15 protein-coding genes are annotated in these 15,661 nt (G+C 68.9%); 8 read left to right on the top strand and 7 right to left on the bottom strand.

What is annotated here, in order from left to right:
* The first annotated feature begins 124 nt into the window (after window positions 1-124).
* Window positions 125-1,651 (top strand): M48 family metalloprotease, encoded by a 1,527-nt coding sequence (locus ACX12L_RS04865; protein WP_459261557.1) that lies wholly within the window; start codon window positions 125-127, stop codon window positions 1,649-1,651.
* Here ACX12L_RS04865 and ACX12L_RS04860 read toward each other — a convergent pair.
* Window positions 1,619-1,975, bottom strand: a complete 357-nt coding sequence (locus tag ACX12L_RS04860; protein WP_459261556.1) for a phage holin family protein — start codon at window positions 1,973-1,975, stop codon at window positions 1,619-1,621. The two genes, ACX12L_RS04865 and ACX12L_RS04860, sit on opposite strands and share 33 nt — an antisense overlap.
* Window positions 1,976-2,133: 158 nt before the next feature.
* Here ACX12L_RS04860 and ACX12L_RS04855 point away from each other — a divergent pair, with 158 nt between their 5' ends.
* Genes ACX12L_RS04855 through ACX12L_RS04840 form a run of 4 tightly spaced genes read left to right on the top strand, consistent with a single transcriptional unit; the run spans window position 2,134 to window position 5,769 of the window.
* Window positions 2,134-3,312 (top strand): CaiB/BaiF CoA transferase family protein, encoded by a 1,179-nt coding sequence (locus ACX12L_RS04855; protein ID WP_459261705.1) that lies wholly within the window; start codon window positions 2,134-2,136, stop codon window positions 3,310-3,312.
* 29 nt (window positions 3,313-3,341) lie between these two features.
* A complete protein-coding gene (locus ACX12L_RS04850) occupies window positions 3,342-3,803 on the top strand; it encodes a MaoC family dehydratase (protein WP_459261555.1) in 462 nt (153 codons plus the stop codon).
* A 37-nt stretch (window positions 3,804-3,840) separates the two neighbouring features.
* A complete protein-coding gene (locus tag ACX12L_RS04845) occupies window positions 3,841-4,809 on the top strand; it encodes a Bug family tripartite tricarboxylate transporter substrate binding protein (protein WP_459261704.1) in 969 nt (322 codons plus the stop codon).
* Between the two features lie 39 nt (window positions 4,810-4,848).
* On the top strand, window positions 4,849-5,769 hold the full coding sequence (locus tag ACX12L_RS04840; RefSeq protein WP_459261554.1) for a LysR family transcriptional regulator: 921 nt from the start codon (window positions 4,849-4,851) through the stop codon (window positions 5,767-5,769).
* A 1-nt stretch (window position 5,770) separates the two neighbouring features.
* Here the strand turns inward: ACX12L_RS04840 and ACX12L_RS04835 are convergent, their stop codons facing one another.
* Window positions 5,771-6,241: a hypothetical protein gene (locus ACX12L_RS04835; protein WP_459261553.1), complete on the bottom strand. Its 471-nt coding sequence runs from the start codon at window positions 6,239-6,241 to the stop codon at window positions 5,771-5,773.
* A gap of 34 nt (window positions 6,242-6,275) precedes the next feature.
* The gene (locus ACX12L_RS04830; RefSeq protein ID WP_459261552.1) at window positions 6,276-7,013 is read right to left on the bottom strand and encodes a TerC family protein; all 738 of its coding nucleotides are present in this window, start codon (window positions 7,011-7,013) and stop codon (window positions 6,276-6,278) included.
* A 407-nt stretch (window positions 7,014-7,420) separates the two neighbouring features.
* Here ACX12L_RS04830 and ACX12L_RS04825 point away from each other — a divergent pair, with 407 nt between their 5' ends.
* Both ACX12L_RS04825 and ACX12L_RS04820 read left to right on the top strand, forming a co-directional pair.
* Window positions 7,421-7,825 carry a DUF3717 domain-containing protein gene (locus ACX12L_RS04825; protein ID WP_459261551.1) on the top strand — a complete coding sequence of 135 codons (405 nt, stop codon included), beginning with the start codon at window positions 7,421-7,423 and terminating at the stop codon, window positions 7,823-7,825.
* 51 nt (window positions 7,826-7,876) lie between these two features.
* Complete coding sequence (locus tag ACX12L_RS04820) at window positions 7,877-8,182, top strand: putative signal transducing protein (RefSeq protein ID WP_459261550.1); 306 nt, start codon at window positions 7,877-7,879, stop codon at window positions 8,180-8,182.
* A gap of 5 nt (window positions 8,183-8,187) precedes the next feature.
* Here ACX12L_RS04820 and ACX12L_RS04815 read toward each other — a convergent pair whose 3' ends face one another.
* Both ACX12L_RS04815 and purB read right to left on the bottom strand, forming a co-directional pair.
* Window positions 8,188-8,748 carry a YaeQ family protein gene (locus ACX12L_RS04815; protein WP_459261549.1) on the bottom strand — a complete coding sequence of 187 codons (561 nt, stop codon included), beginning with the start codon at window positions 8,746-8,748 and terminating at the stop codon, window positions 8,188-8,190.
* A 68-nt stretch (window positions 8,749-8,816) separates the two neighbouring features.
* Window positions 8,817-10,196: an adenylosuccinate lyase gene (gene purB / locus ACX12L_RS04810; protein ID WP_459261548.1), complete on the bottom strand. Its 1,380-nt coding sequence runs from the start codon at window positions 10,194-10,196 to the stop codon at window positions 8,817-8,819.
* 111 nt (window positions 10,197-10,307) lie between these two features.
* On the opposite strand from purB, the gene ACX12L_RS04805 reads away from it, so the two are divergent.
* Window positions 10,308-10,922 carry a glutathione S-transferase N-terminal domain-containing protein gene (locus tag ACX12L_RS04805; protein ID WP_013520989.1) on the top strand — a complete coding sequence of 205 codons (615 nt, stop codon included), beginning with the start codon at window positions 10,308-10,310 and terminating at the stop codon, window positions 10,920-10,922.
* 394 nt (window positions 10,923-11,316) lie between these two features.
* Here ACX12L_RS04805 and ACX12L_RS04800 read toward each other — a convergent pair whose 3' ends face one another.
* Together ACX12L_RS04800 and ACX12L_RS04795 are read right to left on the bottom strand one after the other, a co-directional pair.
* Complete coding sequence (locus ACX12L_RS04800; RefSeq protein ID WP_459261547.1) at window positions 11,317-14,379, bottom strand: efflux RND transporter permease subunit; 3,063 nt, start codon at window positions 14,377-14,379, stop codon at window positions 11,317-11,319.
* 12 nt (window positions 14,380-14,391) lie between these two features.
* Entirely contained in the window at window positions 14,392-15,534 is a 1,143-nt protein-coding gene (locus ACX12L_RS04795; protein ID WP_459261546.1) for an efflux RND transporter periplasmic adaptor subunit, read from the bottom strand.
* Between the last annotated feature and the right edge of the window lie 127 nt (window positions 15,535-15,661).

Genomic DNA, 15,661 nt, shown 5'->3' with positions numbered 1-15,661 from the left:
GAAACATTTACCTGGCCGGGGCATCATACGGCCATGTATCACCAGCCGCCGCGTGCGGCCTGCCCGGTGGATCGGGCGGAGGAGTTTCGTGCAGGGTTTCAAGCTAAATCGGCCTCTAGCGCTTATGGGTCGGGCGCTGGCAGCTTCTCTTTTGATAGTCTTTGGCGCGGCGCAGGCGCCCGTGGCCCTGGCGCAATCCCAGCTGCCCATGATGGGCGACGGAGCCGAGATGACGACCAGCGCCGAGCGCCAGCTGGGCGACCGCATCATCCGCGAGCTGTACCGCGACCCGGACTACATCGACGACGCGGTGCTGCAGGAATACGTGCAGGACCTGTTCCAGGCGCTGGTGCAGGCGGCCCGGGAGCGCGGCGAGCTCTCGCCCGAGCTGCAGGAGCGCTTTGCCTGGCAGATCCTGCTGGGCCGCGACCGCACGGTGAACGCGTTCGCGCTGCCCGGCGGCTACTTCGGCGTGCACCTGGGGCTGATCGGCGTGGTGAGCACGCGCGACGAGCTCGCCTCGGTGCTGGCGCATGAATTGAGCCACGTGACCCAGCGCCACATCGCGCGCCTGATGGCGCAGCAGGGCCGGCAGACGCCGCTGATGCTGGGTGCGATGATCCTGGGCGCGCTGGCTGCAGCCAAGAACCCGGCCGCGGCCCAGGCGATGATGGTGGGCGGCCAGGCGCTGGCGGTGCAGAGCCAGCTCAACTTTTCGCGCGACATGGAGCGCGAGGCCGACCGCGTGGGCTTCGGCCTGATGCAGCCCGCGGGCTTTGCACCCCAGGGCTTCGTCAGCATGTTCGACAAGCTGCAGCAGGCCAACCGCATCAACGACAACGGCAGCTGGCCCTATCTGCGCAGCCACCCGCTGACCACGCAGCGCATCGCCGACATGCACAGCCGCATCCCGCAGAGCGCGGCGGCGCCCGCTCCCGCGACGCTGGAGCACCTGGTGATGGCCGCGCGTGCGCGCGTGCTGGCGCGCCCCGGCGTGGACACTTGGCGCCAATGGGCGGCCGAGCCGCAGGACGCGGGTTTCGCCGCGCGGCCCCTCGCGCAGCGCGTGCCGGCCCGGTACGCGGCCACGCTCAGCGCCGTGCAGCTGGGCGACATGGCGGCCGCGCGCCAGTCCCTGCGCGGCCTGCAGGCGGACGTGCGCGGCGACGCGGCCGCGGCGCGCCAGGCGCGGCTGCTGGGCGCGGAACTGGAGCTGGCCGCGGGCGACGCGCCGGCGGCCCTGACCTACCTGCACGACAGCGTGGTGGTGGATGCGGAGAAGAAGACGGGCGCCCCCATGGGCCGGCCCGAGATGCTGCTGCGCACGCAGGCGCTGCTGCACACGGGCGCCGCGGCCGAGATGGCGGGGCCGCTGCAGACCTGGGTGACCACCCACCCGGGCGACGCGGCGGCGTGGCAGCTGCTGGCGCAGGTGTGGCAGCAGCAGAAGCAGCCGCTGCGCGCCGTGCGCGCCGAGGCCGAGGCCCAGGTGGCGCGCTACGACTATGCCGCGGCGGTGGACCGCTTCAAGGCGGGGCAGGACCTGGCGCGGCGCGGCGGCGCGGCGGCCGACCACATCGAGGCTTCGATCATCGACACGCGGCTGCGCGCCGTGCAGTCACTTCTGAAGGAACAGGCCGCCGAGCGCTGACTCGATCACCAGGCCCAGCAGCGAATAGATCAGCGAGCCGATCAGCGCCGCCGTGAAGCCATGCACCTGGAAGCCTTCGCCCAACACCGAGGCGGCGGCCCAGAACATGAGGGCGTTGATGACGAACAGGAACAGCCCGATGGTGACGATGGTGACCGGCAGCGTGAGGATCACCAGCACCGGCCGCAGCACCACGTTGAACAGCCCGATGACGAAGGCGGCCAGCAGCGCGGAGCCGAAGCTGCGCACCTCCACGCCGCTGTAGAGGTATGCCACGCAAAGCAGGGCGGCCGCGCTCAGCAGCCATTTGAGCAGTAGTCGCATAGGCGGCCAGCATAGCACCAGCCCCGCCCGGACGGGATGCGTGCCCGCGCCCTTGCGGGATTGATCAGCGGATGTGATCAGTCGGCGAGCCAAAAGTATTGGCCTTGCAGCATTGGCATTCCTACGATGCCCGCACGACGCAACTACTTGGGATTCGAATGAGTCGAGCGCTACCCCTGGCAGGGATACGGATCGTGGATATGTGCAACGTGGTGATGGGACCCTATGCCACGCAGATACTTGCCCAGTACGGCGCAGACGTCGTCAAGGTCGAGCCCCCGGAAGGGGACGATGCGCGGCGTACCGGCGCCCTGCACGAGCCGAACATGGCCTCGCTGTTTCTGAGCGTCAATCGGGGCAAGCGCAGTGTGGTCCTTGACCTGAAGAGCCCGCATGCCAGATCCCATCTGGAGTCTCTGGTCCGCGATGCGGACGTCCTCGTTCACAACATCCGGCCGCAGAAACTGAATGCGCTGGGCATCGACCCTGAAAGCGTGATGCGGACGAACCCCCGCATCGTCTACGCGATGCTGACCGGCTTTGGGCAATCGGGACCCTATGGCGGCCGGCCGGCGTATGACGATGTCATCCAGGGGATGTCGGGTCTGGCGGAGCTGAGCGCCCGCCATTGCGGTGGGCCGCCACGCTACATGCCCACCATTGCCGCGGACAAGACGGTGGGCATATTGGCAGCAAGCGCCATTCTCGCGGCATTGATGAAGCAGCAGCGCGAAGGCGTGGGCAGCGTGGTGGAAGTCCCCATGTTCGAGTCCATGGTGGCCTACAGCCTCGTGGAGCACATGCATGGCGCGCATTTTCACGGCGGCGATGGGCCGATGGGTTATCCGAGGGCGCTGGCGCCGTGGAGGAGGCCATTTTCCACGCGGGACGGCTACGTCTGCGTGATGCCCTACACCGACCGCCATTGGCAGGGCCTGCTCCATCGCCTCGGCAGCCCCGAACTGGCCGCGGATCCGCGCTTTTGCAATATCGCGCAGCGCAGCCTGCATTCCGATGACGTGTATCAGACGCTGGGCTCGCTGCTCGCCAGTCACGCCACCAGCGCCATCCTGGCCATCTTGGCGGAGCTCGAAATTCCGGCGACTCCCGTCGTCAAGCCGGAGGACCTGCCGCACGACCCCCATCTGCAGGCCGTCGGCTTCTTCCAGCATGTCCAGGATGCGGGGATGGGCGCCCTGTGCTTTCCCGGCGTGCCCCTGCTTTTTGACGGCGTGCGGCCCCAGTTGGCGCCCCCGCCGCGCCTGGGGCAGCACACCCGGGAAGTTCTGGGGGAGAACGCAGCCAATTCGCCTGCCTGCATGGCAGTTTCTCCATGACCTCCAAAACTCAGCGAAGGGAGATTTTCATGAGTGTTCCGCAATTACTCAGCCCGGGATGGCATTGGCAGGACCTTGCCGCAGGGCAGGAGCTCGTCACGCATGGGCGCACCATGACCGAGTACGACCTGATGAACTTCATCACTGCGACAGGCATGACGGAAGTCATCTTCACCGACCAGACGCACCAGGGGGCGATGCAAGGCCGCGTCGTGCCCGGGGCGCTGACCTACACCCTGATGGAGGGGTTGCTTGTCCAGGGCATGCTCCAGGGGACGGGGCTTGCCCTGCTGGAGATTTCCCAGAAATTGCTGGCGCCCGTGAGGGTCGGGGACACGGTCCACGCCCTGGTCCGCATCAACGAGATCGTTCCCACGTCCAGGCATGGCAGAGCCGTGGTCCATTCCACCGTGTCAGTCCTCAACCAGGACGGAGTGACAGTGATGACCTACGACGCCAAACGGCTGCTTGCCGGGCGCGCAGCCGTTTGATGGCCGCAAGAAGGCAGATCAAGGAGACAACACCGTGATGAAGAAATTCGTGCGTTCCATCGTTGCATTTCTGTGCTTTGCAGGCCTGCTCGCGCAGCATGCGGCGGCCGCCTATCCGACCCGGCCCGTCAGCGTCGTAGTGGGCTTTTCGGCCGGAGGCCCAGCGGACGTGGTGGCCAGAACCGTCGCCCCGGCCCTTGGCGCTGCCTTGGGGACGGCGATCGTCATCGAGAACCGGCCGGGGGCCGATGGCACCATTGCCGCAGCGCAGGTCGCAAGGGCCCAGGCGGACGGCTACGCCCTGCTGCTGGCTCCCAGCACGCATGCCATCAATGCGTCGCTTTACAAGAAGCTCCCCTACGATCCGATCAAGGGTTTCGCGTCGATCGCGCTGATCGGGGATTCGCCGAACATCATTGCGGTCCACCCCTCGGTGCCTGCCAGGAATCTCGAAGAATTCGTGTCGTATGCAAAACGCGGTGATTCCAGGCTGAACTACGCTTCGACGTCCAGCGTGACCGAGCTGGCGACGGAGCTGCTGAACAGGACCGCCGGCATCAGGATGACGAAGATCCCGTACAAGGGCGCCGGGCAGGCCATGCCCGCCCTGCTGTCCGGCGAGGTGCATGTCATGGTATCGAGCATACTCACGTTGATGCCCCAGGTGAGCGCCGGCCGCGTGCGGCCGCTGGCGGTGACCAGCCTCAAGCGTGCAGAGATCGCCCCGGACATTCCCACCGTCGCCGAGGCCGGGCTGCCCGGGTACAGCGCCAGCACGTGGTATGGCTTGTTCGCCCCCGCCGGAGTGCCCCAGGACGTCGTGCGGCGGCTGGCCGATGCCATGGAAACGGTGCTCAAGGACAAGGACGTGCAGGCCAGGCTCGCGGCGCAGGGTTTGAGCATGGTGCCGGAAGTCAACAGTCCGGCGGCTTTCAGTGCCTACGTGCAGACAGAGGCGCAGAAATGGCAGAGTGTCGTCCAGGCCGCCGGCATCTCAGCCGATTAGTTCGTCTGGAGAAAGCCCGCGGCGTTCCATCGAGCGCGTATGAACCTTCGGCAGCTGCAACACTTCGTCGTCCTTGGAGAGGTCCTGAATTTCCGCAAGGCGGCGGACAAGCTCCATATCGTCCAGCCGGCGCTGACGGCATCCATCCGCCGGCTTGAAGGCGAGTTCGGCGTCGACCTGTTCGAGCGAACCACGCGGGACGTGAAGCTGTCGGCGGCGGGCCGCGCCGCGCTGCCCGAAGTCAAAAGGGCCCTTCAACAGATGGATCGGGCCCGGCGCAATGCCAAGGCCACCCAGACCGGGGAATGGGGCACGCTGAAGGTCGGATTCGTGGGCTCCGCGAGCATGGCCTTGCTGCCCGCGGGCATCAGGGCCTTCCGGACCAGGTTCCCCGATGTGGTCCTGGGCCTGCAGGAATCCACGGGAAGCCGCATCGTGGACCTGATCGACAAGGGCCAGATGGACGTCGGTCTCATCCGTACGCCTGCCGTCAACAACCGCGGCTTGACCATCCATACGCTCCAGACCCAGCGCTTCATGGTGGTCATCCCGCGCGGCAGCGAGTGGGAGCCTGCGAGAAATACGAAGAAGGTGAGGCTGCAGGACCTGGCCAATGCACCCTTCATCACCTTTTCGCGCGACGAATCGCCCATGCTCCACCTGGCCGTGGTGAGCGTATGCCGGGAAGCCGGGTTCACGCCGAACATCGTGCAGGAGGCGATACAGGTGCAGACCGTCGTGACATTGGTGGAAAGCGGCCTGGGCGTGGGGCTCGTCCCCTCGGTGTGCGCGCAGCACAAGCCTGCCAACGCCTCCTTTTTCGAGCTGGCGAAACAGACGCCGGCCTGTGCGACGGGGCTGGCGCTGGTCTACGACGCCGGCAGCCTTTCACCCGTGGGCCGAAGATTCGTCCAGACGCTGTCGGAGCTGGCGGAGCAGGACGGCCCCGCCCCCGTGTGAATTAATCTGCGAACAGGAACAGCAGCCCCAGGCTGGTCAGCGAGCCGGGCACGGACCAGCGGCGTGCCGGCTTGTGGGTGACGACGGGCGCGGCGTCTGCGGCGGGTGGCGGCGGCGTCTCCTGCGGTTCCAGCTTGGGCCGGCGCGCGTCCAGCACCGGGGTGTGGGCGCCATGCTCGGCCTGCAGCTGGGCCAGCAGTTCGGGCAGCGGCCCCTTGGCCAGCACCGTGCTCACCCGGCCGCCGGCGCCGCCCAGCCAGGGCTGCAGCTGCGCGAACAGCTTGTCGGCCCATTTGGCGCGCCAGTTCTCGCGCGCGCTGTGGCTCACCCATTTGCTGATGCGGTGGGTCATGCGCGGCGCGCAGGCCACCAGCACCCAGTGGGTCTTGGCGGCCTCGGAGCGCGCGGCCATGGATTCCAGCTTCTGCCGCGCGTAGTCGGCGTCGTCCACGTATACGATGACCTTGTCCATGGCTGCGCTCCTGTGGGCCTGGCTGCCTGCCAGGTCAGCCTTGCTCGACGGGAGCGGCCTTGCCGCGCTGGCTGGCGATGGCCTTGCCGATGGCCAGCACCAGCAGGGCGCCCGCCACGCAGGCGGCGTAGTGCACCGTGCCGCTCTGCGGCAGCTTGAACATCCACTGCCACCTGTCGGGGTTGGCCAGGGCGGGGTCGGAAACCAGCATGCCGCCGGCGATCCAGCCCAGCAGCATGCCGCCGGCCGTGATGATCAGGGGGAAGCGCTCCATGAGCTTGATGACCAGCTGGCTGCCCCAGACGATGATGGGGATGGAGATGAGCAGGCCCAGCACCACCAGCAGGATCTGGTGTTCGCCCGAATTCTGCGCCGCGCCGGCGATGGCAATCACGTTGTCCACGCTCATCACCAGGTCGGCCACGATGATGGTCTTGATGGCCGCGAGCAGCTTGTCGCTGCCCGCCACGTCGCCATGGCCTTCCTCGTCGGGGGCGATGAGCTTCACGCCGATCCACACCAGCAGCAGCGCGCCCACCACCTTGAGGAACGGCAGGTTCAGCAAGGTCATCGCGAAGACGATGAGGATCACGCGCAGGATGATGGCGCCCGCAGTGCCGTAGATGATGCCCTTGGTGCGCTGCGCAGCCGGCAGCTTGCGGCAGGCCAGGGCGATCACGACCGCGTTGTCGCCGCCGAGCAGGATGTCGATGATGATGATCTGTCCCAGCGCGATCCAGAACGGCGTGTGGGTGAGAAAGTCCAAATCCATAGTGTGCGTACCTCGAAGTCGATTGCCGGTTCGGGGGAATCCGGCGGCGTCTGAATACCGGACACCATGGAGGGTGTTGAGCGACTGCCTGCGAACAAGGGGGACTTGCCTGCAGGAAAAGGGGCGCGCTTTGAACCGACCATGGAGTGGCTGTGGCTCAAAGGTCTTGCTCAGCGGCGGCCGTGGCCGCGCCTGGCAGGCCGGAAGCGCAAGGCTTCGTATTGACGACCTGTCATCCGTTTGCACGCGGCGCTGACGCAAGGCCTGGTGCAAACGGGGAGCTACTCCCCTTTGAAGGGCGCGATTTAAGCATGTTTCCCGGTCCTTGCAAAGGGTGGTTTTCCCGCGTAGCCATGGCCGGACTATCATGGCCGCCCCGTCTTGCTTCCCGCGCCCGCCGTCCGCGCATGCCGTCCGCCATCCACATCACCGACATCGAGGCCGCCATCAACCACTGGCGCGCCCGCGCGCCCTCGTCCGATGGCGTGGCGCTGGCGCCCGAGCTCGTGGCCCTGGCCGAGGTCTACGGGCGCATGGCGTTCATGCGCGCCGATGAGGTGGGCGAGGAGCAGCTCACGCCCCGGGCGCGGGCTGCCTGGCTGGCCTGGTACGAGACCACGCCCGACACGCCCTGCATCGCCATCTGCTCCACGAGCCAGGGCGACGACTGGTGCAAGGGCTGCGGGCGCAGCTTCGCGGAGGTGCAGCATTGGCCGGCGATGGGCCCCGCGGACAAGCGCGCCGTGTGGCGCCGCATCACGCGCGAAGGCCAGGCCCTGCGCTTCACGCGCTATGCCGAGCGCGCGCGCTGACGCGCTTTAGAACGTGTTTACGGGCAGCCGCGCCGCGGTTATGGTGTCGCCATGCTGCGTCTGACCCAGGCCCCCGACATCGCCATGGCCATGCTGTGGCGCGACCTGCTGTGCGAGGCCGGCATGCCCGCCAGCGTGCAGCGCCAGCACCTGGGCGCGGCCGCGGGCCAGTTGCCGCCCGGCGAATGCCTGCCCGAGATCTGGCTGGCGCATGCGGAGCATGCCGAGCGGGCCCGCGCCCTGCTGCGCGAATTCGCGCGCCTGCCCCAGCGCCAGTGGCGCTGCCGCGCCTGCGGCGAGTGCATAGAGGGCGGCTTCGAGCAGTGCTGGAACTGCGGCGCCCCAATGCCGCGCTGATGCGCCTATTTCCAGCGCAGCGGCTCCACGTGCACGCTGCCGCGCTGGCTGCTGAGGGTCAGCGTGCCTTCCTGGATCGTGGCCTGCAGCTGCATGCTGCGTTCGGCCAGCTGGGCGAGCTGCTGCACCGCATCGGTGGGCAGGCGCCAGACCTGCAGCCTGTCCAGGCGCGACAGCTTGGATTCGATGCCTTTCCACCACACCTCGGCCGCGTGGTGGAACGCGTAGACCACCACTGCGTCGGCGCGGCTCGCGGCCTTGGAGAGGGGCTTGTCCTCGGGCTGGCCGACCTCGATCCACAGGCGCTTGCGGCCCGTGAAGTCGGTCAGGGATACGTCGGGGTCGTCGGGGTCCGACAGGCCCGCGCCGAAGGCCAGTTGGCCGTCGCCGCGGCAGGTGTCCTGCAGCTCGTGCGCCTGCAGCGCCAGCGCGGCCAAGCGCACCATCATGCGCTCGTCGGTCTCGCTCGGGTGGCGTGCCAGGGTCAGCGCATGGTCGGCGTAGTAGCCGTGGTCGATGTCGGCGATCGCGAGGTTCGCCTTGAAGATGGTGGATTTGAGCGCCATTGCTCTCTATTCTTGTAGCTGCTGGCGCTTGCTGGGCAAGCGCTGGAGGCTGAAAAGGCTTGTAACTCTCAGACCCTGCGCGCGAGTTCGGCGGCCTTGCCGGTGTAGCTTGCGGGCGTCATGGCCAGCAGGCGGTCCTTGTCGGCCTGGGGAATGTCCAGGCTCCGGATCAGGCCGTGCAGCGCCTCGGGCGTGACGGTCTGGCCGCGCGTGACTTCCTTGAGCTTTTCGTACGCGCCTGCGACGCCGTAGCGGCGCATGACGGTCTGGATGGGCTCGGCCAGCACTTCCCAGCTGGCATGAAGGTCGGCGGCCAGGGCCTGCTCGTTGAGTTCGAGCTTGTCCAGGCCCGTCATCAGCGAGCTGTGGGCCAGCGCCGTGTAGCCCATGGCCACGCCGATGTTGCGCAGCACGGTGGAGTCGGTCAGGTCGCGCTGCCAGCGGGAGACAGGGAGCTTCTCCGCCAGGTGCCGCAACAGGGCGTTGGCCAGGCCCAGGTTGCCCTCGGCGTTCTCGAAGTCGATGGGGTTGACCTTGTGCGGCATGGTGGACGAGCCGATCTCGCCCGCCTTGAGCTTCTGCTTGAAGTAGCCCAGGCTCACGTAGCCCCAGATGTCGCGCGACAGGTCCACCAGGATGGTGTTGGCACGCGCGATGGCGTCGAACAGCTCGGCCATGTAGTCGTGCGGCTCGATCTGGATGCTGTAGGGCTGGAACGTGAGGCCCAGGCCCTGCGGCTCGTGCGTCTCGACGACCTTCTTGCTGAACGCCTCCCAGTCGAAGTCGGGCCAGGCCGCCAAGTGGGCGTTGTAGTTGCCCACGGCGCCGTTCATCTTGGCCAGGATCTTCACGGCCGCGATGTGCTCCACGGCGCCCTGCAGGCGCACGACCACGTTGGCCAGCTCCTTGCCCACCGTGGTGGGGCTGGCGGTCTGGCCGTGGGTGCGGCTGAGCATGGGCACGTCTGCGAAGGCGCGGGCCATCTCGCGCAGCTTCAGCACGATGCGGTCCAGGCCCGGCAGGATGACCTGGTCGCGGCCCGCGCGGATCTGCAGTGCGTGGCTGGTGTTGTTGATGTCCTCGCTGGTGCAGGCGAAGTGCACGAACTCGGCGGCCTTCTCGAGTTCGGGGCGGGCCTCGAACTTGGACTTGATCCAGTACTCCACGGCCTTCACGTCGTGGTTGGTGGTCTTCTCGATGTCCTTGATGGCGGCGCAGTCGGCCTCGCTGAAGTTCTTCACCAGGCCCAGCAGGTAGGCGCGCGCGCCGGTGGACAGGGGCTTGAATTCGTCGAAGCCCGCGTCCGACAGCGCGATGAACCAGGCCACTTCCACCTGCACGCGCCGGTGCATGTAGCCGTGTTCGCTCATGATGGGGCGCAGGGCGGAGAGTTTGGCGGCGTAGCGGCCGTCGAGGGGCGAAAGGGCGGTGATGGTGGACAGGCTCATGGGTAGGGATTGTAGGTGTGCGCCCCTGCGGGCGCCGGCCCGGGGCCTCGCTAGAATCAGCCGCCCACCCACCCCAAGCCGCATGCGGCGCGAAGACAGGCAGAGACCACCATGAAGCTGATCGGATCAATGGCGAGCCCCTATGTGCGCAAGGTGCGCGTGGTGATGGCCGAGAAAAAGCTCGACTACCGCTTCCAGGAGGACAACGTGTGGTCCGATGACACGGCCATCAACGCCTCCAACCCGCTGGGCAAGGTGCCCTGCCTGGTCATGGAGGGGGGCGAGGCCATGTTCGACTCGCGCGTCATCGTGGAATACCTGGACACCCTGTCCCCCGTGGGCAAGCTCATCCCCGCCTCGGGCCGCGAGCGCGCCGAGGTCAAGACCTGGGAGGCGCTGGCCGACGGCGTGCTGGACGCCGGCGTGCTGGCGCGGCTGGAGGCCACCTGGGCCGGCCGCCAGGACGGCGAGCGCTGCCAGGCCTGGATAGACCGCCAGCTGGGCAAGGTGCGCACGGGCCTCTCGGCCATGAGCCAGGGCCTGGGCGAGAAGGCCTATTGCAGCGGCATCCACCTGAGCCTGTCGGACATCGCCGTGGGCTGCGCCTTGGGCTGGCTGGAGTTCCGCTTCCCCCAGATCGCCTGGCGCGCCGACCACCCCAACCTGGGCCGGCTGATGGACAAGCTGATGCAGCGCCAGAGCTTCATCGACACCCAGCCGCGCTGACCCCCCCACGCAAGAAAAGCGCGCCTTCCCGTGGGGAAGTGCGCGCTTTTTGCCGCGGAATAAAAAATGTTGCGAAGCGCCCCGAAACGAAAGAAGAGAGGGAGGGAGGAGAAGCGCCCCAGGGTTGCAGCCAGGCAGGGCCTGGAAGACTTCGCAACGATCAAAACGGTTCGAGGGCCGGGCATCGAGCTTCACGACCTTCTATGGGCTCTAGAGTGGGGGCGTGCGCCGAAAGTTCCAGCCCCCTTCCCATGAATTTGCAAAAAAATGCTGCGGCAAACACCGGCAATGCAGCTACGCGCATGTTTTCGCAGAACGCGGCGGGCCGCGCGTTACTGCCTGTTTCTTGTGCAAGGCCGTTGCGAGGGAAGCCGCGCCGCGGGGCGGCCGGGTTTCACCTTGTTGCGTTCTGACGCTGTAGCCGCCGGCGCAGCCATTGCTCGAAGTCGTCCACGTAGGTGAAGACTGCGGGCACCACCAGCAGGCTGAGCACGGTGGAGGTGATGAGCCCGCCGATCACGGCCACGGCCATGGGGGAGCGGAAGCTCATGTCCGCGCCGCCCAGCGCCAGCGCGATGGGCATCATGCCCGCGCCCATGGCCAGCGTGGTCATGATGATGGGGCGCGCGCGCTTGTGGCAGGCGTCCAGCAGCGCGTGGATGCGGTCCATGCCCTGGCGGCGCGCGACGATGGCGTATTCCACGAGCAGGATGGAGTTCTTGGTGGCGATGCCCATGAGCATGATGAGCCCGATGAGGGATGGCATGGAAAAGCTCTTGCCCGCGATCAGCAGCGCCACGAAGGCCCCGCCCAGCGACAGCGGCAGCGCGGCCAGGATGGTGACGGGCTGCAGCAGGTCCTTGAACAGCAGCACGAGCACGACGTAGATGCAGACCACGCCCGTGAGCATGGCCAGGCCGAAGCTCGCGAACAGCTCGCCCATCATCTCGGCGTCGCCCACGTCGATCAGGCGCACGCTGGCGGGCAGGCCCTGCACGGCGGGCAGCTGGCGCACGGCCTCGGTCACCTCGCCCAGGCCCCGGCTGCCCAGCTCGATCTCGAGGTTGACGTTGCGCGAGCGGTCGTAGCGGTTGATCACGGCCGGGCCGCCGGCCACCTCCAGCCGCGCCACCTCGCCCAGCCGCACCGGGCCGCGGCTGCCCGGCACCGCGAGGCGCTCCAGCACCGACAGGTCTTCGCGCGCCGCATCCTGCAGGCGCACGACGATGGGCACCTGGCGCTGCGCCAGGTTGAGCTTGGGCAGGTACTGCTCGTAGTCGCCCACGGTGGCCACGCGCAGCGTCTCGGCGATGGCCTGCGAGGTCACGCCCAGGTCGGCGGCGCGCGCGAAGTCGGGGTGCACGGCGATCTCGGGGCGCACCAGGCTGGCCGTGGAGCTGACGCCGCCGATGCCGGCGATGGTGCGCAGGTCGCGCTCCACGGCGCGCGCGGCCGTCGCCAGCGCCTGCGGGTCCTCGCTGGCCAGGGCCAGGATGTATTTGTCGTTGGAGCCGCCCAGGCCCACCTTCACGCGCACGCCGGGCAGCTCTCCCATGGCGTCGCGCAGGCGTTGTTCTATCTCCTGCTTGCGCGGGCGCTCGCGGCGCGGGTCCATGGTCAGCGTGAGCGTGGCCTTGCGCGGGTCGCCCGTGCCGGCCCCGGCGAACGGGTCGGTGCCGGCCGAGCCGCCGCCTATGGTGGTGTAGATGCGCTGCACGTGGCCCACGCCCAGGGCCAGCGCGCCGGCGCGCAGGGCCATTGCCTGCGTGTCGGCCAGCTTGGTGCCGGGCGGCAGCTCCAGCGTGACCTGGGTCTGGGCGTTGTCGTCGGCCGGTATGAAGCCCGAGGGCAGCAGCGGGATCAGCGCCAGCGAGCCCGCGAAGAACAGCAGCGCGCCCGCCAGGGTCAGCACCCGGTGGCGCAGGCACCAGCCGCTGGCGCGCATGTAGGCGGCGAGCCAGCGCGGCTCGCGCTCCTGCGTCACCAGGGGCTTGAGCAGGTAGGCCGCCATCATGGGCGTGAGCAGGCGCGCCACGACGAGCGAGGCGAACACCGCCAGCGCCGCCGTCCAGCCGAACTGCTTGAAGAAGCGCCCGGCGATGCCGCTCATGAACGCCGTGGGCAGGAACACCGCGATCAGCGTGAACGTGGTGGCGATCACGGCCAGGCCGATCTCGTCGGCCGCCTCCATGGCCGCCTGGTAGGGCGTCTTGCCCATGCGCAGGTGGCGCACGATGTTCTCGACCTCGACGATGGCGTCGTCCACCAGGATGCCGACGACCAGCGACAGCGCCAGCAGCGTGATGATGTTGATCGAGAAGCCCAGCAGGTACATGCCGATGAAGGCCGGTATCACCGACAGCGGCAGCGCCACGGCCGAGACGATCGTGGCGCGCCAGTTGCGCAGGAACAGCCACACCACCACCACGGCGAGGATGGCGCCCTCGTACAGCAGGTGCATGGAGCTGTCGTACTCGTCCTGCGCGATCTCCACGAAGTCCACCGTGCGCGTGAGCTGCAGGTGCGGGTGCTCGGCCTGCAGCGCGTCGAGCGCGCGCTGCACGCCCGCGCCCACCTCCACCTCGCTCGCGCCGCGCGCGCGCGAGACCTCGAAGCCGATCACCGGCTGCCCGCCCAGCAGCGCCGCCGTGCGCGGCTCGGCCACGGTGTCGCTCACCTGGGCCAGCCGGTCCAGGCGGATGCGGCGTCCGCCCGAGACCGGTATCTCCAGCGCCGCGATCTGCCCGGCCGTCTGCATCGTGGCCAGCGTGCGCAGGGGCTGCTCGGCGCCGCCCAGCTCGGCGCGCCCGCCCGCGCTCTCCAGCTGCACCTGGCGCAGCTGGCGCGAAACCTCGGCCGCCGTCACGCCCAGGGCCTGGAGCCTGAGCGGGTCGAGCGCCACGCGCACCTCGCGCGTGGCCCCGCCCACGCGGCTGACCGCGCCCACGCCGGGCACGGCCAGCAGGCGGCGCGTGAGCTGGTCGTCCACGAACCAGGACAGCTCCTGCTCGTCGAGCTTGCTCGACGCGATGGCGAACGCCAGGATGGGCTGGCTGGAGAGCTCCAGCTTGGTGACCACGGGGTCGCGCAGGTCCGCCGGCAGGTCGGCGCGCACGCGCGAGACGGCCGAACGCACGTCGTCCACCGCCTCCTGCACGGGTTTTTCGAGCTGGTACTCGGCGGCGATGGTGGCCGTGCCGTCCACCAGCGTGGTGGTGATGTGCTTGAGCCGCTGCGTGGTGGCGATGGCGTTCTCGATCTTGCGCGCCACGTCCGATTCGAGCTGCCCCGGCGCGGCGCCCGGCAGCGCGGCCGTGACCATGACCACGGGCAGGTCCATGTCGGGGAAGTTCTGCACTTTCATGGCGCTGAAGGACAGCAGCCCGGCCAGCGTGAGCAGCACGAACAGCATGGCCGCCGGCACGGGGTTCCTGATCGACCAGGCGGAGAGGTTCATGGCTGCCGCTCCTTATTTGGTAGCTGGTAGCGCTTGACTGGATTGCGCTGGAGCCTGTTTTTGCTCAGGGCCATCGGCCGCCGTGCGCACCAGGTCGCCGTCGTTCAGGAAGGCGCCGCCCTGCTGCACGATGCGCGCCTCAAGCGACAGGCCCTCGGTGATCTCCACGCGGCCCTCGCTGCGCTGGCCGGTCTGCACGCGGCGCATGGCCACGCGGCCCTGGGCGCCTACCTCGAACACGTAGCTGAACCCGTCGCGCACCACCACGGCCGACAGCGGCACCGAGAGCGCTTCGTGCGCGCCCAGCAGGAACTCGCCGCGCGCGAACATGCCGGCGCGGAGGTCGGGGTGCGCGGGCAGATCCACGTAGACCAGCGCGTTGCGCGTCTGCGGGTCGACGGTGGGCGCGAGCATGCGCACCCGGCCCTCCACCTGCGCGCCGCTGGCGGCCGTGACCAGCGCCTTGCCGCCCGCGCGCAGGCGCGGCAGGTCGCCGGAGGTGACCTCGGCGCGCCACTCCAGCCGGGCGCGGCGCACCATGCGGAACAGCTCCGTGCCCGCGCCCATCACCGCGCCCACGGTGGCCGTGCGCGCGGAGATCACACCGGCGTCGGGCGCGAGCACGCGCGTGTGCTTCAGGCGCAGCGCCTGCGCGTCGAGCGCCGCCTGCGCCGCCGCCACGCGCGCCTGCGCCGTCTGCGCGGCCGTGGCGTACTGCTGGATCTGCTGCTGGCTCATGGCGCCCGTGGCGGAGAGGGCCGCCGCGCGGCCGGCGTTGGCCTGCGCCTCGGCGGCGGCGGCCTGCGCCTCCAGCAGGCCCGCGCGGGCCTGGGCCGCGTCGGCGCGCACCGTGTCGTCGGCGAACACGGCCAGCACCTGCCCCGCGCGCACCACGTCGCCCACGTTCACGCGCACCTCGGCCAGGCGCAGGCCCGAGACCTCGGCGCCGATGCTCGCCTCCTGCCACGCGGCCACGTTGCCGTTGGCCGCCAGGCGCTTGTGCATGGCGGTGCGCTCGGGCTGCGCCGCCGCCACGGTCAGCGCCGGGCGCGGGGCCGGGGCGGGCGCCTCCTGGGCGGCCCTGGCCAGCAGCGTGCCGCCGGTGGCCAGCACGGCCGCGGCGATCAGGGGGGTGAACGGTTTCAGGGACTGCATGGGGAATCCATTGCAATGGGAGATTTCAAGGAGCGGATGCGGCGGCGTTCTGAGGGCTCCGGCATCCCGCGGATGGGCGGGCGCACCCATTGGCGGGCAGGCCCCGGGGGTGGAAGACCGGGGCTGG

It is taken from the genome of Alicycliphilus sp. T452 (assembly GCF_054512775.1).
The sequence above is the reverse complement of the archived record's forward strand: the minus strand, read 5'-3'. Positions and strand labels throughout refer to the sequence as shown.